Origin of the sequence: Dehalobacterium formicoaceticum, assembly GCF_002224645.1 — a bacterium.
GTDB classification, from domain to species: Bacteria; Bacillota; Dehalobacteriia; order Dehalobacteriales; family Dehalobacteriaceae; genus Dehalobacterium; species Dehalobacterium formicoaceticum.
In genome coordinates, this window is record NZ_CP022121.1 from 2,002,557 (window position 1) to 2,021,935 (window position 19,379).

Genomic DNA, 19,379 nt, shown 5'->3' on the forward strand with positions numbered 1-19,379 from the left:
ATGATAATGGTCTTAAAAAGATAGAGGAAATCCCCGTCTAAATAATGAAGAATGATCCCTAAAAAAAATGAGGAAAACCATCAGCTCCACCAACCAGGCATATTTACCGCCCCCGAATTTGATCACGGGGAGGGAGATTAATATGATGCTTGATATGAGGATGGCGCTCATTAAAACAATTGCTTCCTGGAAGTTGTTAAAGGTGGCCTGGCGGATATTTAAAACGAAAATACCTGCTAAAAAAACAAAAAGAACCTGACTGATGATAATGTATTTGTTTGTTTTTTCATCTTGATAGTTTTGTATCAGCTTCATAAAAAAGTCCTCCAAAACCAGGTTTTCAAGACATAAGTCTCATGCTACGGAGCAGCTTCATGATCCTTAACCGCGATACTGCAGGGCTTCGCCGATGTGGTGCACCTGGATCTCATGTGAGTTATCCAGATCGGCAATGGTACGTGCCACCTTGAGGATCCGGTCATGGGATCGGGCACTGAGCTTCAGACGGTCAAAGGCTTCCTGCAATAGTTTTTTGGCCTCCGGTGCGGGACGGCAAAATTTTTCAATTTCTTTGCGCCCCAGATGAGCGTTACAGAGCAAGCCGGTTCCGGCCAGACGCTCTGCCTGAATGTTCCGGGCAGCTTCTACCCGCTGCCGGATTTGATCCGAAGACTCCTCCCGGTTCTCCGCTTCTAGGTCACGGTATTCCACCCGGGGGACATCCATGCGGAGATCAATACGATCCAGCAGGGGACCGGAAATCCGTCCTAAATATTTGTGAATTTGATGGGGGGTACAGCTGCATTCCTTGACCGGATCCCCGTAAAAACCGCAGGGGCAGGGGTTTAAAGCCCCGGCCAGCTGAAACTTGGCGGGAAAGGTATAGGATGCTTCCACCCGGGTAATGGTAACAAATTTATCCTCTAAAGGCTGGCGCAATGCTTCCAGAATGTTTTTTTGAAATTCTGCCATCTCATCTAAAAACAAAACCCCATGACAGGCCAGGCTAATCTCCCCCGGCCGGGGGGTGCGTCCGCCCCCGATCAGGCTGGCGGCGGAAGCACTGTGATGAGGCGCGCGAAAAGGCCGCCGGGTGATTAAGGCCTGGTTTTTGGGCAGTAAGCCGGAAATACTGTAAATCCGGGTTAACTCCAAACTTTCCTCCAGGGTCAGGGAAGGGAGGATAGAGGGGAGACGCCGGGCCAGCATAGTTTTACCGGAACCGGGGGAGCCGGAAAGAAGAATATTATGACTGCCCGCAGCGGCGATCTCCAAGGCCCTTTTCACCCCAAGCTGCCCCCGCACATCAGCCATATCCAAAGCATCATCCAGGGTCGTGACCAATAAAAGTTGTTTGACATCCACGGTTACCGGGAGGAACTCCTCCTGCCCCTGAAAAAAGGCTGCCGCTTCCTTTAAATGAGCGACCCCGAAAACCGGCTTGCCGGGAATGAGGGCTCCTTCCGGGCCGTTTTCTTCCGGGACCAGGAAAGAGGCGATTTCCTGCCTTTGGGAAATTTCCTCGGACATGGCCAAAACGCCGGGAATAGGACGCACCTTGCCGTCCAAAGAAAGCTCCCCGACCAAAGCGGTACCCTGGAGTCTTTCCCCCAGGGAAATTTGATCCGTAGCCGCCATGATCCCGATAGCAATGGGCAGGTCAAAGAGGGAGCCTTCCTTTTTTATGTCCGCCGGAGCAAGATTGACGGTAATTCTTTTCATGGGAAAATCAAAGCCGGAATTTTTGATGGCCGTGCGTACCCGTTCCTTGCTTTCCTTGACGGAAGCATCCGGCAGACCTACAATGTCAAAGCCGGGCAGACCGCTGCTCACATCTACCTCCACCCTGATCAAATGACCAAACATCCCATAGACACAACAGCTATTAATAATGGCGAGCATCAGACTTCCCTCGTCTCTTTAGATTACTGGAACATATATTCGTTAGTGGTCTTCTAGTATTCTTCGCAAATCCAGGTGTTTCCTGCTCCCTGGCTAAAATATTTTAGCATATTTTAGCCAGGGTTTCCTGAATTATATGGTATAATAATCGTTATTAATAAGATTATTAGGCAAAAAAACAAATAAATATTCAAATAAGTGCACAAATAAGTGCACAAAAAAAAGTAGGAAAAAAGCAGGAAAAAAGCTGTCGGATGTAAAATATTGTATAACAAAAAAGGATTATGACAAAATTTATTTTCAGTTCTTGTAATGGAGTTGAAGAGAATGGGAAGAGAATTTTATCAGGCCGTAATTGAAGACGCTCCCATGGGCTATGCCTGTCATCGGCTGATTTGTGACGACCTGGGCCGACCTTGTGATTATGTATTTTTGGAAGTAAACAGTGCTTTTGAAGATCTTACCGGCTTAAAAAGAGAAAAGATTCTGGAGCATCGGGTGACGGAAATCATCCCCGGTATTCAAAAAACCTCTTTTGACTGGATAGCCTGCTTTGGAGAAGTTGCTTTAGGGGGCGGTAACAAAACACTAAAGGAATATATGGAGCCTTTGCAAAAATGGTATCATCTTTTTATCTCCTCTCCGGAAGAGGGAACTTTTGTCACCTGGGTGCAAGATATCTCAGATCTAGCACAGGATGCGGCAGATAAAGCCGTTCTGCAAACCACGATCAATGGTCTGATCATCGAAGTGGACAATCAATACATGATGCAAAATATCATTGTAGTCCCTGAGAATTGGGGTTTTCTGTCCAAAGAAAGCCTGTTGGGCGGTGCACTGCAGGACATCCTGCCGGATGATCTGTTTAAGCTTTTTCGCGTTGCCATTGACGGGAGTATTCTTTCCGGAGAACGGGAGGTCCTGAGATTTCAAGCTCCCCAGCCCTATGACGGCCGCTGGTTTTTGGCAGAAATCTTCCCTTACCAAACGATCCAAGGGGAGCATCGTTTTATCATTAGTGTTCGTGAAATTACCCAGTATCAACGGCTGGCCCAGGCTTTAGCAGAAAAGTCCTTTGATTTGGAGATGTTTTTTAATGTGAATTTAGATTTACTTTGTATTACTGATCTGAAAGGCAATTTCCTGAAAGTCAATGCTTCCTGGGAGGAACTCCTGGGCTATCCCCTTCAGAAAATAGAAAAAATGAATTTTTTGGATCTGGTCCATCCGGAAGATCTGGAGGCAACTCTAGGGACCATTGCTCAATTGGCCAACCAGGAAAAGGTGATGAATTTTGTCAATCGCTACCGGTGTCAGGACGGAACTTACAAATTTATTGAATGGCGCTCTTATCCCTATCATGATTTGATTTATGCCGCTGCCCGGGATATCAGCGATTGGAAGGAACGGGAAGAGAAAATCACCTATTTAAGCTTTCATGATCAGCTGACAGGTCTTTATAATCGCATGTTTTATGTTGCGGAATTGCATCGTCTGGATCAGGAACGGAATCTCCCCATCAGCCTCATTATGGCAGATGTGAACGGATTGAAAATGACCAATGATGCTTTTGGTCATCAAGCCGGGGATCAAATACTCATCCGGACAGCCGAGGTTTTGCGCAAGGTTTGCCGCCAGGATGAGATCATTGCCCGTATCGGAGGGGATGAGTTTGTGATTTTGCTCCCCCATACATCAGATCTGGATGCGGAAAAGCTGGCTCGGCGTATCAAGGACGAAATGAGACGCACCAAGGTGGAGATTGGGGATCTGGTGGATCAAATTGATCTCTCCGTTTCTTTGGGCTGGGCAGCGAAAACGAGCCCGGAGGAAGACTTCCATCAGGTTTTTAAAAAAGCAGAAAGGGATATGTACCATCGGAAAATGGAAGAAAGCCGAAGCATGAAGGAAAAGACTGTGCAGACCATTGTCCAGGCTTTTTATCGGCGCTATCCCAAGGAAAAGAAACAAGCGGAAATAGTAGGTCTGCTTTGTGAGGCCATGGGGAAAAAATTAGGATTTTCCCCGGTTGAATTAGGAGAACTCAAAATGGCCGGGAGATACCATGATCTGGGTAAAATTATCTTAAAAGGGGACATCGTAAATTCGCCCGAACGGTTCTCACGCACGGAATGGACGGAAATGCAGCGCCATGTGGAAGCCGGCTATCGTATCTTGAGTTCTGTGACTGAACTGGCCCAGCTGGCAAAATATATTTTTCACCATCATGAACGCTGGGATGGTACCGGTTATCCCAATGGGTTAAAGGGGGAAGAGATTCCTCTCCAATCACGGATCATCAGCATCGCCGACGCCTATGCTTCCATGACCACGGAGCAATACTTCCGCAGGGCCATGGAGGTGGGAGAAGCCTATGATGAAATCAAAAAAAATGCGGGCAGCCAGTTTGACCCGGATTTGGCAGAGCTTTTTCTGCTTTTAAATGAAATCAAAAACGGCAGCCTACGCTCTTGACAATGAACGTATAAAAGAGGCAGAATAAACATACAAAATAAAGATACAAAATAACGATAGGATCTGGGAAAAGAACCATAATTTTGGAGGTTGGGCCATGACAAAAAAAATTCATGCAGGTATTCTATTCGGCGGGAAATCGGCAGAGCATGAGGTTTCGGTACGTTCGGCCAGGAATATCTATCAAGCCGTTGATAAAAATAAGTATCAGGTGACGATGATCGGCATCAGCAAGTCAGGACGCTGGACGCTGGATCGGAAGATTGAGGCAGGGGTGCCCTTTGATTTTGTGGCGGAGCCGGAGCAGCCGGAAGAAATTCTGGCTTTGGTTACCGGAGGGGGCGAGAATCAGCTGATCAATTTAAAAGGGGAAAAACCGGTGCCCCAGCTGGATATTGTTTTCCCGATCCTGCACGGCCCTTTTGGAGAAGACGGTACGGTGCAAGGGGCCTTAAAGCTGGCGGGAATTCCCTTTGTCGGACCGGATGTTTTGGGTTCTGCCGTGGGGATGGATAAGGATGTGATGAAAAGACTGCTTCGGGATGCCAATCTCCCTAATGCCAACTTTCTGGTGCTTTATAAATACCCGGGAGAAGAAGAAAATCCCGGTTATCATGAGATCGTTGCCAAATTGGGCTTGCCCGTATTTGTCAAACCGGCTAACTTAGGTTCCTCTGTGGGCATCAGCAAGGTGGAAAACGAAGGTGAATTTGAGGCGGCAATTGAAGAGGCCTTTTTATACGATCATAAATTAATCGTGGAAAGCGCCATTATCGGGCGGGAAATTGAATGTGCCGTTCTTGGCAATGAATGTCCCCGGGCCTCCATCCCGGGAGAAGTGATTAACACCAAGGATTTCTATTCCTATGATGCCAAATATGTCAATGACCAGGATTCCATTATTAAAATTCCGGCAGAGTTATCTCCGGAGGCTGTGGCAAAGGTGCAAAAGGCCGCTATTCAGACTTATCAGGCTTTATGCTGCCAGGGTTTGGCACGGGTGGACGTTTTCCTCACCCCGGAAGAAGAAGTGATCATTAACGAAATTAACACCCTGCCCGGCTTTACCTCCATCAGCATGTATCCCAAGCTTTGGGAGATTTCCGGGATTTCTTATACCGATTTAATTGACCGTTTGCTAACCTTGGGTATGGAGAAATTTCAGCAGGATGCAGCCCTGAAAACATCCAAATAATGGGGTGGAATCAATGAAAAGTATGACCTTGGATGAAATTGCCCGGGAGGTGGCAGGGGAACTCCGGGGAGATTCGTCGAATCTTAAGATTGAGCAGGTTTCTACGGACAGCAGAAAGGTAAAACCGGGGGATCTTTTTCTGGCACTCCGGGGAGATCTTTTTGACGGTCATGATTTTATCCCCCAAGCGGTGGCTAAGGGGGCAGGGGCGGTGCTGGCGGAACGCCATGTTTTGACCGATCCCGCCCTTCCTTTTATTTTGGTGCCGGATACCCGCCAGGCTTACCTAGATCTGGCTAAAGCCTACCGGCAAAAGTTTGATAAGCCGGTGATTGCCGTGACAGGCAGCGTGGGGAAGACCAGCACCAAAAATATGATTGCCGCCGTGCTTTCCGCCAAGCTCAAGGTACATAAAACAGCAGGTAATTTTAATAATGAGATCGGCCTGCCTCAGACGATTTTAGGGTGGCGGGAGGACCAGGATGTGATGGTGTTGGAGATGGGCATGCGGGGCCAGGGGGAAATTCGTCTCCTCACCGGGACGGCCCGGCCCAATATTGCCGTGATTACCAATATCGGCGTCTCCCATATCGAAAGACTGGGCGGCCGGGAAAACATTCTTAAAGCCAAGATGGAAATTGTGGAGGGCATGGGAGAGAAGGGTCTTTTAATCTTAAACGGCAATGATCCCTTGTTGGGAGAAATTTTTGCAACCTTTCCTGAACTGAAGAATAAATTTACCGGCCGAATCCTGACGGTGGCCGTGGAAAAACCTGCGGATTATACCGCCTTTGACCTGGAGCATCAAGGGGAGGCCGGAGTTTCCTTTAAGGTGGAGATACAGGGAAAAACGTATCCCTTCCATATTGCCGCCCTGGGGGAGCATCATGTAGCCAATGGCTTAATGGGCATTGCCTGTGCTATGGAACTAGGCTTAAGTCCTGAAGAAGCCCAGGCCGGGATGGCCGGCTTTAGGTTGGAGACGATGCGGGGTGAGATTCTGGAACTGGACGGCATCCAATTTATCAATGATTGCTACAATGCCAGCCCTGATTCCATGAAATCAGCCCTGGCAGTTTTAAAGAGGCTGGCCCGGGGAAAAAAATCCGTGGCAGTGCTGGGCAATATCTTCGAGTTAGGGGCTTTTGCCGGGCCGGGTCATTTCCAGGTGGGGCAAATGTGCCGGGAGAATGATGTGGATTTTACGGTGCTGATGGGAGAAAATGCTGCTGATGTCGCGGCAGGAATCGACAATGAGGAAAAATGTCGAATACTCGCTAGCCATGAAGAAATCGTCTCCTTTTTAAAAGCTTATCTCCAACCGGGGGACGTGGTTTTGCTTAAAGGTTCCCGGGGCATGGAGATGGAGCGAATTTTGACCCTTTGGCAAAGATAATACCTGGCAGAAAGAGAGGGCTGGGGCAGGTCCTGTTGCAATCAACGGAACCTGCCCCAGCCCTCTCTCCCCAATTGCCTTCCATATTGCTAGGGGCGGTTTTTCCAAGCCTTCCAGGCCATGCGGGCAAAGATCAGTACCACAATGACAGAAAAAATATTAGGTAAATTTACGGCGAGAAAATCCTTTAGAGCATCCACCGGCAGTCTCCTCTCTTGTAACTTAACTTATGGACTTTTCTGTATTATTGATTATAACGGGAAGCAAGTACTTTGACAACGGGAGACGACAGTTGGACAGTTGGACAGTTGGACAGTTGGACAGTTGGACAGTTGGTCAGCAGTCAGGAAAAGAAAAAGAACAAAGAAAATAAGGGACTAAAAAATAAAAGCGATAGCTTTGGAGAGAATCATGGGAAAAGCAGCAGAACATAAGCTGACCAAAAAAAGGATTTTTCTCTTTAAGGGAGAAAATGAAAGCTAGAGATCAGTCTAAAAAGAACCAAGCTGGGCAGACGCAGGGGGGAGAGACAGAGATGGAAGAGCGGGAATTAAAATATCTTTTGGCCTTATACAGCTTGCCGGGCATGAGCCAACGGCAGCTGAAAATATTGGTTGACTATTTTCAAAGTTTTGAGTATGCTTGGCAACAGAGTGACCGTTGGCTGGATATTTCAGGATTTTGCTTCGGGCATGGAGTTCCTCCGAAAAAAAACTGTCCGGAAAGTCAGGCAGATCGGGTCTTGGACCAATTTTTCCAGGCTGATGCTCGGATTATCACCTTGGAGGATCAGGATTATCCGAAGAATTTGAAAAACATTTATGATCCCCCATCCTTCCTTTTTTATCGAGGCAAGTTGCCTAAAGAGGAGGAGCAATGTATCGCCATGGTGGGCTCCCGGAAGGCTACGGCTTATGGGCGTTTAATGGCGGAAACCATCGCCCGGGATTTAGCAAAGGAAAGCGTTTGGGTAGTGAGCGGTTTGGCTCGGGGCATTGATACCTGGAGTCACAAGGGCTGCCTTAAGGCGGATGGCAAGACCATGGCCGTTTTAGGATGCGGCATTGATGTGGTTTATCCCCGGGAAAATCGGGAGCTTTATCAGGAAATCGCCGAAAAGGGCGTAATTCTTTCTGAATTTCCCTTAGGGGCACCTCCTTTGCAGCATCATTTCCCCATGCGCAACCGTATTATCAGCGGTGTGAGCAAAGGGGTGCTGGTGGTGGAAGCAGCGGAAAAGAGCGGTTCCCTGATCACCGTGGATTATGCCTTGGAGCAGGGACGGGATGTTTTTGCCCTGCCCGGTCCCGTGACCAGCCCTTTAAGCCGGGGTACCCACAAATTAATTCTCCAGGGAGCGAAATTAGTGGAGAAGGCCCAGGATATTCTGGAGGAATATCTGGAAGGTTATGGTGCAGACTATGGGCAAAAGGAGCAGCAACCGGAAAAAACGAATTTATTTACCTTTTCCCAGCAAGAACGGGAACTGCTGGAGCTTTTGACCGGAGGCAGCGTCCATTTTGATCAATTGGCGGAGCAATCAGGTCTTGGGGCACCGGAACTGGCTGCCCTTTTAACCCAATGGGAAATTAAAGGTTTAATAAAGCAGACACCGGGTAAATATTATATGATAAATGTTATTCTATAATCTTAAATCGAACCCTGTTAGAGGTGAGTGTATGTCAAAAACTTTAGTGATTGTGGAGTCCCCCACCAAGGCCAAAAGCATCGGTAAATTTTTGGGCCGCAATTATACGGTCAAATCCTCCATGGGCCATATTCGGGATCTGCCCAAAAGCCAGCTGGGGGTGGATACAGAAAATAATTTCGAGCCCAAATATATTACCATTCGGGGCAAAGGGGAGCTTTTAAAGGAATTAAAGGCCAGTGCTAAAAAGTCTTCTAAGATTCTGCTTGCCGCTGACCCGGACCGGGAAGGGGAAGCCATTGCCTGGCATTTAAAAACCTATTTGGGCATTCCCGATGAGGAAAAATGCCGCATTGAATTTAATGAAATCACCAAGACGGCAATTCAGGCGGCGGTGAAAAAGCCTCGGGCTTTGGATATGGACCGGGTGGATGCTCAACAAGCCCGGCGCACTCTGGACCGATTGGTGGGTTATAAATTAAGTCCCCTCCTGTGGAAAAAGGTGCGTAAGGGATTGAGCGCCGGTCGGGTGCAATCCGTGGCCATGCGCCTGATCTGCGACCGGGAGGAAGAAATTGAAAATTTCATCCAAGAAGAATACTGGAGCCTGACCGGAGATTTTCGTGCCGATCAAAAACCCCTAACGGCGAAACTATTTAAGATCAACAACCAAAAGGTTGAAATCCCAAATCAGGAGACCATGGATCAGATATTGGCCGAACTGGGTCGGTTGCCTTTTGTGGTGGACAAAATTGTCAAAAAGGAGAAAAAACGTAATCCTTCTCCCCCCTTTACCACCAGCAGCATGCAGCAGGAAGCTTCCCGCAAGCTGAGTTTCACGGCCCGTAAGACCATGCAGCTGGCCCAACAGCTTTATGAGGGGCTGGATGTGGGTGAGGGCACAGTTGGTCTGATCACCTATATGCGTACCGATTCCACTCGTCTTTCGGAAACGGCGCAGCAAGAGGCTCGGGAATTTATCCAAAATAAATACGGGACACCCTTTGTACCGGAGCAGGTACGCCAATTTGCTGATAAAGGTAAAGGCAAAGTGCAAAATGCCCATGAGGCCATTCGTCCTTCCGCGGTGCTGCGTACTCCGGAGCAGGTGAAACCCTTTTTAAAGGGGCCTCAGTTTAAGCTCTATAAATTGATTTGGGAGCGTTTTGTGGCCAGTCAAATGAGTTCCGCTATTTTGGATGTGACCACCGTGGATATTAAAGGAGAGCATGATACAGTCGATCAAAGCCGGGATTTCTTATTCCGGGCTTCAGGAACTATTGTCCGGTTTCCCGGCTTTATGCAGGTATATATCGAAGGGAAAGATGATGAAACTGCGGATGAAAACGATCTTATTCCCCAGGTGACAGAGGGGCAAAGTCTCACTTTGGAAAAATTCATTCCCAAGCAGCATTTTACCCAGCCGCCGCCCCGTTTTTCCGATGCCTCACTGGTAAAAACCATGGAGGAAAAAGGCATCGGGCGGCCCAGCACCTATGCCCCTATTATCGATACCATTTTAGCCCGGGGTTATGTGCTCCGTCAGGAAAAACAATTTCATGCCACCGAATTAGGTAAGCTGGTGGTAGATTTATTAAAAGAATATTTCCCCAAAATCCTGGATGTGGAGTTTACCGCCGGGATGGAAGAACAGTTGGACCTGGTGGAGGAAGGAAAGCTTCCCTGGAAACAAATCCTCAATGAATTTTACCCCCCTTTCCAAAAAGATCTGGAGTATGCTGAGGAGCAAATTGGGGAAATTGAAATCGAAGATGAGGTCTCAGATGAGATTTGTGAAAAATGCGGACGCAATATGGTCTATAAGCTGGGCCGCTACGGCAGATTTCTGGCCTGTCCCGGTTTTCCGGAGTGTCGCAACACCAAGCCGATTTTAACGGAAATCGGCGTCAAATGTTTGGCTTGCGGCGGAGAGATTGTGGAACGGAAGGGGAAAAGAGGCCGTATCTTTTACGGCTGCAAAAATTACCCGGAATGTGAGTATGTTTCCTGGGATAAACCCACTGGGGAAGCCTGTCCCACCTGCGGCAGCATGATGGTGGAAAAAGTAAACAAAAAGCAAGAAAAAACCGTTTACTGCCCCCAATGTAAAGCCCGGGAAAAAGAACCGGAACAGGAAGAAGCTCTGGAACAGGAAAAAACCTTGGAAAAAGAAGAAATTCCGGAAAAGGAAGAAACCCGGGAAAAGGAACAAGAATAGGAGTATAAGCATATGCCTGAAATAACCATCATCGGGGCCGGGTTAGCCGGGGCCGAGGCCGCCTGGCAAGCCGCCGAAAGGGGTGCTGCCGTTAAACTGATCGAAATGCGTCCGGAGAAAAAATCACCGGTACACCATAGCGGTGATTTTGCCGAACTGGTCTGCAGTAATTCCCTCCGGGCTGCGAACATCGAAAATGCCGTGGGCCTTTTAAAGGAAGAAATGCGCCGCTGCCGCTCCCTGATTATGACCAGCGCCGACCAGCACCGGGTACCGGCGGGCGGTGCCCTGGCGGTGGATCGGGAAGGCTTTGCCCATACCATTACCGAAAAAATTGAAAATCACCCCCGGATCACTGTCATGCGGCAGGAGGCCCAAACCATTCCCGGGGAAGGCATTGTCATTCTGGCCAGCGGACCTTTAACCAGTGCACCGCTGGCCCGGGAGATCGGGAAATTCTTAGGCACCGACTACCTTTATTTTCATGATGCTGTTGCTCCTATTGTCACCCTGGCCTCCGTTAACCAGGAAATTGTTTTTCGCGCCTCCCGTTATGGGAAAGGAGAAGATGATTATCTGAATTGTCCCATGACGGAAGAGGAATATGACCGTTTTTATGAAGCTTTGATTAACGGGGAAGTCCATGCAGCACATGAATTTGAGCAGGAAAATGAGCACATAGAAAATGAGCAAATTGAACAAATAAAAAATGAACAAGCAGAAAAAATAGAAAATGAACAGCATGAAAAGCATGAAAAGCATGAACAGCTCAATCATGATATCAATGGTTATGAACCAATCAAAGCAGGGGTTAAGGAAAAATATTTTGAAGGCTGTATGCCTGTGGAGGAAATGGCGCGCCGGGGGAGAAAAACCCTGGCTTTTGGTCCTTTGAAACCCGTTGGTTTAACAGACCCCCGGACGGGAAAACGCCCCTATGCTGTGGTCCAGCTGCGCCAGGATAATGCCGCCGCCACCTTGTATAATCTAGTGGGCTTTCAGACCCACCTGAGATGGTCTGAGCAGCGGCGCATTTTCTCCATGATTCCCGGCTTGGCAGCAGCGGAATTTGTCCGCTACGGGGTGATGCACCGCAATACCTATATCAATTCACCCCAGGTTCTGCTCCCCACTTTGCAGAGCAGAAAGGACCCCCGGATTTTCTTTGCCGGACAAATTACCGGGGTAGAAGGTTACGTGGAGTCGGCAGCCGCCGGCCTGGTGGCAGGGATTAATGGGGCACGTCTCATTCATAACCGGGAGCCGGTGATTTTCCCCCGGGAAAGCGCCCTGGGGAGTCTGTGTCATTACATTACCACTGGCGAGGGCAAGGATTTTCAGCCTATGAATATCAATTTTGGCATTATGCCGTCATTAGAAAAACGCATTCGGGACAAAAAAGAAAAAAACCGCCAACTGGCGGAGAGATCTCTGGCCGCTCTGGAGCAATTTATCAAAGTTAACCAACTGACTACCGATTAACTGACTACCGACTACCGACTACCGACTAACCGACTAACCGACCAACCGACCAACCGACCACTAACCAACAAACAAATAACCAACTAACAAAGGAGAATGGCGGGATGGACAAGAAAAAAGAGCAGGCAAATGATCTTTCCCCGGGTAGTTCCATGGACTTACTGGTGGAACAATTTATGGCATACTTGCGGATGGAGAAGCATGCCTCCCCTCATACCATGGAAGCATACGGTCATGATCTGGAAGAGTTTACCCAATTTTTAATTCAGGATTGGTCAGGTGGTGCCAAAGGAGTGGATCCCACTCAGATAGATTACCTCACGGTACGGCGTTATTTGGCGGAATTGAAAAAAAGGGGTCTGGAACGTACAACCCTGGCCCGCAAGCTGGCCGCCCTCCGGTCTTTTTATCGTTATTTAAGCCGGGAGGATATTATTGGGAATAATCCGATGCTGATGATCAGCACGCCCAAAAAGGAAAAGAAGCTGCCTCAGTTTCTTTATCAGAAGGAAATGGAAGCTCTTTTGGCAGCACCGGATCAGTCCCCTATGGGGCAGCGGGACCGGGCTATTCTGGAAGCTATTTATGCCGGGGGGCTTCGGGTAAGCGAGTTGGTGGGCTTAAATATTCATGATCTGGATTTCCATCTTGGCTGCGCGAAGGTTACCGGTAAAGGGAAAAAGGAACGCATTGCCCCATTGGGGGTGCCGGCCATGGAAGCTTTAAAAGCTTATCTTTACGACGGGCGTACCAAACAGGCGGCGAAAAACAGGGGAAGTAAGGATATTAAGGATATTAAGGATATTAAGGAAAATAATGAAGAGGAAAAGGCTCTTTTTTTAAATAAATTCGGCACCCGACTCTCTGCCCGGAGTGTGCGAAACATTGTCAATAAATATGTGGATCAAACGGCCCTGAACAGGGAAATCAGCCCTCATACCCTGCGCCATACCTTTGCCACCCATCTTTTGGAAGGGGGGGCGGACCTGCGTTCCGTACAGGAATTGTTGGGTCATGTCAATATGTCCACTACGCAAATTTATACCCATGTGACCAAAGGCCACATGAAAAAAGTGTATCTCGAAACCCATCCCAGGGCATAAGGGGTGCTAAGAGTCATTTTGGGCGGCAGCAAAGAATCCTGAAAGGACAAGATCCTTCGCTGTCACTGTCGCTGTCGTTCAGGATGACATGATAAGCTGCCAAATAGTCTTATAATTAAAAATATCCTGCTAGGAGGTGTTTGTGATATGTTTCATGGAACTACCATTGTGGCCGTGCGGCGGGGCGATCGGGTTGCCGTAGCCGGAGACGGCCAGGTGACCCTGGGCAACTCCATTGCCATGAAGCACAGGGCCAAAAAAGTGCGCAAAATCTATCATGATAAGGTGGTAACCGGGTTTGCCGGTTCCGTGGCCGATGCCTTTACCTTGTTAGGGAAATTTGAAACCAAGCTGGAGGAATACCGAGGCAATCTGCAAAGAGCTGCCGTGGAGCTGGCCAAAGAATGGCGCATGGACAAATATATGCGCCAGCTGGAAGCGATGCTGATTGTGGCGGATAAAGATAATCTCCTCGTCTTATCAGGTACGGGTGAAGTGATTGAACCGGATGATAATATTACGGCCGTCGGTTCCGGCGGACCATATGCTTTGGCTGCGGCCCGGGCTCTGGCTGCTCATTCTGATCTGGAACCGCGCGCCATTGTGGAGGAAGCCCTGAAAATCGCTGCGGATATCTGTGTCTATACCAATCACAATATCACCATCGAAGAACTTTGACACTCCCAGGGCTAAAGCGAAGGGACGATTGGATATTGGATAATTGAAAGCTAGGAGGATGGAAATGGTAAATTTAACTCCCCGTCAAATCGTGAAGGAATTGGACAAATATATTGTCGGGCAGCAAAATGCCAAAAAATGTGTGGCCGTGTCGCTCAGGAACCGCTACCGCCGACAACAGCTGGGGCCGGCCATCCAAGATGAAATCATGCCCAAAAACATTATTATGATCGGCCCTACCGGGGTGGGAAAAACTGAGATTGCCCGCCGTCTGGCCAAGCTGGTCCATGCTCCCTTTATTAAGGTGGAAGCGACAAAATTTACCGAAGTGGGCTACGTCGGGCGGGATGTGGAGTCCATTATTCGTGATTTGGTGGAGACTTCCATTCGGGGCGTGAAAAGTGAAAAAATGGAGCAGATGCGGAGTAAAGGAGAACAATTAGCCGAGAACCGCCTTCTTGATCTCTTGGCACCTAAGCCCGGCAAAAGTGGCGGCCGCAATCCCATGGAAATGCTTTTCGGGGGCGGAAGCGAACCTCAGGAGGACAATCATGAAGGCAATGTGCGGGAAGAAGTGCGCCAGAGAAGAGCCCGCATCAAGGAGCAATTACACCGGGGTGAGCTGGAAGACGAAATGGTGGAGGTGGAGCTGGATGAGCAGTCCCCGCCCATGATGGAAATCTTCGGAGGCACCGGCATGGAAGAAATGGGCATGAATCTCCAGGATATGCTGGGCAACATGATCCCGAAAAAAAGAAAGAAAAGGCGCCTTCCTGTCTCGGAAGCCCGGAAAATTCTGGCCCAGGAGGAAGCCCAGAAATTAATTGATATGGATGAGGTCATCAGTCTCGGTGTCAACCGGGCGGAACAATCGGGGATCATCTTTCTGGATGAAATTGATAAAATTGCAGGGAAGAACGGTCACGGCGGTGTTGATGTTTCCCGGGAAGGGGTGCAGCGAGATATTCTACCCATTGTGGAAGGTTCTACCGTGATGACCAAGTACGGCCCGGTGAAGACAGATTATATGCTCTTTATTGCCGCCGGTGCCTTTCATATTGCTAAGCCCTCGGATTTGATTCCTGAGTTGCAAGGCCGTTTCCCCATCCGGGTGGAATTAGACAGCCTGTATAAGGAAGATTTTAAGCGCATTTTATTGGAGCCGCAAAACTCCCTGATCAAGCAATATGTGGCTTTGCTCCAGACGGACGGTGTTCATATTACTTTTGGCGAAGACGGCATTGACGCCATTGCGGAAATTGCCGATCTGGTGAATGGCCAGACGGAAAATATCGGTGCCCGGCGTCTCCATACCATTCTAGAAAAGGTACTGGAAGATCTCCTTTTTGATGCCCCCGACGCCGCAGAAAGCCAAGTGACCATTACCCGGGATTACGTGGAAGGAAAGCTGGGCAATGTGATCAGGAATGAAGATCTGAGCAAATATATCCTCTAGGGTAGAACAGGGGACGGTTCTTTGTTTGACAATCGCCTCACCAGTATGGTAGCATACTGGCGAGGCGATTTTTTATGCCAAGAACGGCAAGGGAAAAGAGTGAAAATGGAAAATATCATATTATGTTAAGAGGGATCAACCAGCAGACCATATTTGAGAATGAAGAAGATAATGAAAAATTCATTGATATTCTTGAAAAATATCAGAAAGAGCTATATAGTGAAACGATTTTACTCATAAGAAAAGCTACCCCTACGCTTAACGGTAAAAAAGCAATTGCTTCAATCCATGAGAAGGTCTGATAACCTATGGCAAAACTGACTACCATCAGGCCAGGCAGTGACATTAAAAATAGGAACTTGCGTGTAGCAAGGTATTTATCTTCCTTTTTCCACTGAAAGACCTTAATGAAATCAGATCTCATTGATTCTTTCCAATCTACATTGACAAAATTAGTTAGAATAAAAGAAAGTATGAACCAGATCAGCCACTTATAAGTGGAAAACCCCAACACTGCTAAGAGGCAGATGGAAACGAATGTAATATATTGCTGCATGCGTTGTTTGCTTCTTAAAGTTGACTTAATACCGAATTCCACTAATCCATTCACAGCTGTACGTTTATTAAAAATTATATTGGAATTTCGAAAAAGCAAGGGCCGCTTTTTCGGCTTTTGAGGATTCTTGAAATTTGTTCCGGATACCTTTAATAAAAAAGTTACATATTTTAACCTCTCGCGATATTCTCTCTCAATATCCAAAAGGAAGCAGCCTGTAATATTCATCCTTTTATTGATCAATATGGAGATGATCAGTAACAGGATTAAGATGCAAGGAATATAAAGGGTAGAGTTCGACAGGATATTAGGTATGCACGTAACAAAGAGAAAACCGAAAAGAATGAGCATACCTTTAAGAATAATCCACTGCTTAACGCCTTGAAAGATTAAAGTAAGAAGTTGTTTTAGGAGGTTCAGAACTATCTTGACTAAAAAAGTAATTAAACCAAAAGAGATAAGCTCATTTATACTCATCTGGTAATGCCCGATAAGAAGCGGAGCCAACAAAAGGAAGAAAAGCACGCTTGTAGTAAGGTTTAGGCAAATTGAGTAAATAATTCCCCTTCGGATCATGGTATCAAGCCATTTATGCCGGTTCCATAAAAAAAGTTGATCGGCTTCTTGAAAAAACACCCTAATGGTACCGGACCAGGCAAATATTAAGGAAGTCATAGCGAAAAGGCTGAATGGTACTAGATCAAGCCAATGGGGAGTAGCTTTCCACCATTCCAAGTATTGATAGGCGGCAAAGGCCAAGAAGGGAATTACGATGTATAAAGCTACTGTCCAATCAATAACCGTTTTCCACACACCAAAGTTGTATTTCCATTCAGATATTAACCTGTGACAAAATAATTTCTCAGGGGTGGTCATGATTCATTCTCCAGGATAGCATTGAAGCAATCAAATAAAGAGGCGTTCGGCAAGAGGCATTTTTCCCGGATTTGGCTTAAGTTACCCTGGGCTACTAACTTACCGTCGGCTATTAAAATGATAGAATCACAGATTCTTTCTGCGATATCCAGTTGGTGTGTGGAGATCAGAATACCGGCTCCATGTGTCTTTTCTTTTTCCAATAAATTTATGAATTGCATAGTTGCTCTAGGATCCAGGCCAACAAAAGGCTCATCAATGATATATACTTCCGGTTGAATTAATAAACCTATAATAATCATTAGTTTTTGCTGCATCCCCTTGGAAAAACTTCCGGGAAAATGATGTTTCACCTCTGTAAGATGAAACAGAGCAAGTAATTCCTCACTTCTTTTGACAAAGTATTGCCGGTCCATCTCATAGGCAGCTGCCGCCAATTCTAAATGTTCCCATAAAGTCAGCTCATCATATAAAACAGGTTGTTCCGGAATATAGGCACAGGTTTTATTTTCACCTATAAAGCGGATATCTCCCGCCACATCAGGAAGAAGATTTACGATAGACTTGATCGTGGTGCTTTTTCCTGCCCCGTTCGGTCCAATCAAACCCACCAGATTGCCCCCTGCTAAAGTAAAGTGAATATCTTTAACAGCGTCTTGATTTCCTGAATAACCAGCATGATTAATTTCAACTTTTAATACGTCCAAAATTATAGCCTCTTTCTACGTGTGACTCTTTAATAATGATACAAAATATGATATTTAAAGTCAATGTAAGGGAAAAGATGGTGATACTAATAACTATGCCACAATCTAAATATATTGATGTTTGTACCGTAAAAAGTGTTCTCAAACTATTTTGTATAGAGCACTACTTTAATTAATATATAGGATATAGGATATAGGATAAAGGATAAAGGATAAATATATTTGCCTATATCCAAGTGGAGCCGGTTAAATGCCTTGCTTCTTTTTTTCGCTAATTGCGAAGATGGAACTTACTTCCGGATAGAATAATATGGGGGGAATAAGAAAAACGGCCAGCTAGGACTGCTTTTTATATTTCTGCGCGGAGGGTCTATAATATTAAGTTGTTTTTTAGTGCTGATTAAAGCGTTTGGGGGAAATTAACTCCGGCTTTTTCGGCCCTGGAATTTAACCGGTTGGGAATGGTTAAGGTTTTCTTTATGGCTCGATTATCATTCTCGCGGCGGTATTCATCGGTATCATCAACAACAAGAATAAGATTTACCGGTGCTAGAACAAAGAACCGTCCCCTGTTTGACGTACCGGTGCTAGAACAAAGAACCGTCCCCTGTTTGAACCTGTTTGAATCCCCTGTTTGAATCTGCCTAAAAATTTAGGAACTATGAAATTTGCGACAAAAAACTTGCCAGAAAAGGGCACTTTATGCTATACTATTTCAGGTATGATTACACACGGTTTTGGATGGATTCCGGGATGTGCCTTATTAGCATGAGGTCCCGGGAAACAGAGGAAAAAACCGGAGGTAACAACAAAAAAAAGGAGGAATAACCATGGGCGTAATTTCTATGAAACAATTATTGGAAGCAGGGGTACATTTCGGACATCAGACGAGACGCTGGAACCCTAAAATGGCTGCCTACATTTTTACCGAACGAAACGGGATCTACATTATCGACCTGCAGAAAACCGTAGGCAAGGTGGACGATGCCTATCACTTCATTAAGGATGTAGCAGCAGAAGGCAAGAGCATCCTTTTTGTCGGTACCAAGAAACAGGCACAGGATTCCATTAAGGAAGAAGCGGAACGCTGCGGCATGTTTTATGTTAAGGAAAGATGGCTGGGCGGGATGCTCACCAATTTTCCCACCATCCAAAAGAGAATCCAACGTCTGCGCGAACTTGAAAAAATGGAAGAAGAGGGCGTATTTGAAGTATTGCCCAAAAAAGAAGTTTCTCAACTTAGAGGCGAGATGGAGAAATTGGAACGCTTCTTAGGCGGGATTAAAGATATGAAAGGTCTGCCCGGCGCCATTTTCGTAGTAGACCCGCGCAAGGAAAGAATTGCTGTGGCTGAAGGCCGCCGCCTGGGTATTCCTATCGTGGGGATCGTTGATACCAACTGCGATCCGGATGAAATTGATTATGTAATTCCCGGCAATGATGATGCCATCAGAGCCGTAAAACTTCTCACCGCAAAAATGGCTGATGCTGTCATCGAGGGCAACCAAGGGTTGGCAATGGCTGAATAATAGCACAAAGCATAGGTAGGGATGACCAAGGGCAGTAGAACCTTATCTCATCTCTGCCTTTTTTATGCTTTCAAAATATTAGTTGATATTAGTCGATATTAGTTGCGGAAAACGGAAAATAGAAGGTACTGACAACTAACACTAACACTAACCAACTA

Annotated in this window: 16 protein-coding genes; 12 read left to right on the plus strand and 4 right to left on the minus strand. The window is 46.8% G+C overall.

The window, feature by feature from the left end:
- Nucleotides 1–12: 12 nt before the first annotated feature.
- Together CEQ75_RS09740 and CEQ75_RS09745 are read right to left on the minus strand one after the other, a co-directional pair.
- Entirely contained in the window at nt 13–315 is a 303-nt protein-coding gene (locus CEQ75_RS09740; RefSeq protein ID WP_089610203.1) for a hypothetical protein, read from the minus strand.
- Between the two features lie 66 nt (nt 316–381).
- Nucleotides 382–1,902, minus strand: a complete 1,521-nt coding sequence (locus CEQ75_RS09745; protein ID WP_089610205.1) for a YifB family Mg chelatase-like AAA ATPase — start codon at nt 1,900–1,902, stop codon at nt 382–384.
- Between the two features lie 327 nt (nt 1,903–2,229).
- Between CEQ75_RS09745 and CEQ75_RS09750 the strand changes: the two genes are divergently transcribed.
- The 11 genes from CEQ75_RS09750 to CEQ75_RS18665 all read left to right on the plus strand — a co-directional run bounded on the left by CEQ75_RS09750 (nt 2,230) and on the right by CEQ75_RS18665 (nt 15,855).
- The gene (locus CEQ75_RS09750; RefSeq protein WP_198306499.1) at nt 2,230–4,377 is read left to right on the plus strand and encodes a diguanylate cyclase domain-containing protein; all 2,148 of its coding nucleotides are present in this window, start codon (nt 2,230–2,232) and stop codon (nt 4,375–4,377) included.
- Between the two features lie 97 nt (nt 4,378–4,474).
- A complete protein-coding gene (ddlA, locus tag CEQ75_RS09755) occupies nt 4,475–5,572 on the plus strand; it encodes a D-alanine--D-alanine ligase (protein WP_089610210.1) in 1,098 nt (365 codons plus the stop codon).
- Nucleotides 5,573–5,585: 13 nt separating this feature from the next.
- Complete coding sequence (locus CEQ75_RS09760) at nt 5,586–6,968, plus strand: UDP-N-acetylmuramoyl-tripeptide--D-alanyl-D-alanine ligase (protein WP_089610212.1); 1,383 nt, start codon at nt 5,586–5,588, stop codon at nt 6,966–6,968.
- A gap of 272 nt (nt 6,969–7,240) precedes the next feature.
- On the plus strand, nt 7,241–7,402 hold the full coding sequence (locus CEQ75_RS18360) for a hypothetical protein (protein ID WP_157677403.1): 162 nt from the start codon (nt 7,241–7,243) through the stop codon (nt 7,400–7,402).
- A gap of 38 nt (nt 7,403–7,440) precedes the next feature.
- The gene (gene dprA, locus CEQ75_RS09765; protein ID WP_089610214.1) at nt 7,441–8,616 is read left to right on the plus strand and encodes a DNA-processing protein DprA; all 1,176 of its coding nucleotides are present in this window, start codon (nt 7,441–7,443) and stop codon (nt 8,614–8,616) included.
- Between the two features lie 31 nt (nt 8,617–8,647).
- A complete protein-coding gene (topA, locus tag CEQ75_RS09770; RefSeq protein ID WP_089610216.1) occupies nt 8,648–10,834 on the plus strand; it encodes a type I DNA topoisomerase in 2,187 nt (728 codons plus the stop codon).
- 12 nt (nt 10,835–10,846) lie between these two features.
- A complete protein-coding gene (gene trmFO / locus CEQ75_RS18950; RefSeq protein ID WP_089610218.1) occupies nt 10,847–12,316 on the plus strand; it encodes a methylenetetrahydrofolate--tRNA-(uracil(54)-C(5))-methyltransferase (FADH(2)-oxidizing) TrmFO in 1,470 nt (489 codons plus the stop codon).
- 104 nt (nt 12,317–12,420) lie between these two features.
- The gene (xerC, locus tag CEQ75_RS09780) at nt 12,421–13,419 is read left to right on the plus strand and encodes a tyrosine recombinase XerC (RefSeq protein ID WP_242965086.1); all 999 of its coding nucleotides are present in this window, start codon (nt 12,421–12,423) and stop codon (nt 13,417–13,419) included.
- A 147-nt stretch (nt 13,420–13,566) separates the two neighbouring features.
- On the plus strand, nt 13,567–14,097 hold the full coding sequence (gene hslV / locus CEQ75_RS09785) for an ATP-dependent protease subunit HslV (protein WP_089610219.1): 531 nt from the start codon (nt 13,567–13,569) through the stop codon (nt 14,095–14,097).
- Between the two features lie 64 nt (nt 14,098–14,161).
- Nucleotides 14,162–15,553 carry an ATP-dependent protease ATPase subunit HslU gene (gene hslU / locus CEQ75_RS09790; protein WP_089610221.1) on the plus strand — a complete coding sequence of 464 codons (1,392 nt, stop codon included), beginning with the start codon at nt 14,162–14,164 and terminating at the stop codon, nt 15,551–15,553.
- 74 nt (nt 15,554–15,627) lie between these two features.
- On the plus strand, nt 15,628–15,855 hold the full coding sequence (locus CEQ75_RS18665; protein WP_198306744.1) for a hypothetical protein: 228 nt from the start codon (nt 15,628–15,630) through the stop codon (nt 15,853–15,855).
- On the opposite strand, the gene CEQ75_RS19530 is transcribed toward CEQ75_RS18665, so the two are convergent.
- Complete coding sequence (locus CEQ75_RS19530; RefSeq protein ID WP_089610223.1) at nt 15,756–16,985, minus strand: ABC transporter permease; 1,230 nt, start codon at nt 16,983–16,985, stop codon at nt 15,756–15,758. The two genes, CEQ75_RS18665 and CEQ75_RS19530, sit on opposite strands and share 100 nt — an antisense overlap.
- On the minus strand, nt 16,982–17,692 hold the full coding sequence (locus CEQ75_RS09800; protein ID WP_089610225.1) for an ABC transporter ATP-binding protein: 711 nt from the start codon (nt 17,690–17,692) through the stop codon (nt 16,982–16,984). Before CEQ75_RS09800 ends, CEQ75_RS19530 begins: the two co-directional genes overlap by 4 nt.
- An 830-nt stretch (nt 17,693–18,522) precedes the next feature.
- Here CEQ75_RS09800 and rpsB point away from each other — a divergent pair.
- Nucleotides 18,523–19,221, plus strand: coding sequence for a 30S ribosomal protein S2 (gene rpsB / locus CEQ75_RS09810; RefSeq protein ID WP_089610227.1), 699 nt, complete (start codon nt 18,523–18,525; stop codon nt 19,219–19,221).
- Nucleotides 19,222–19,379: the final 158 nt, after the last annotated feature.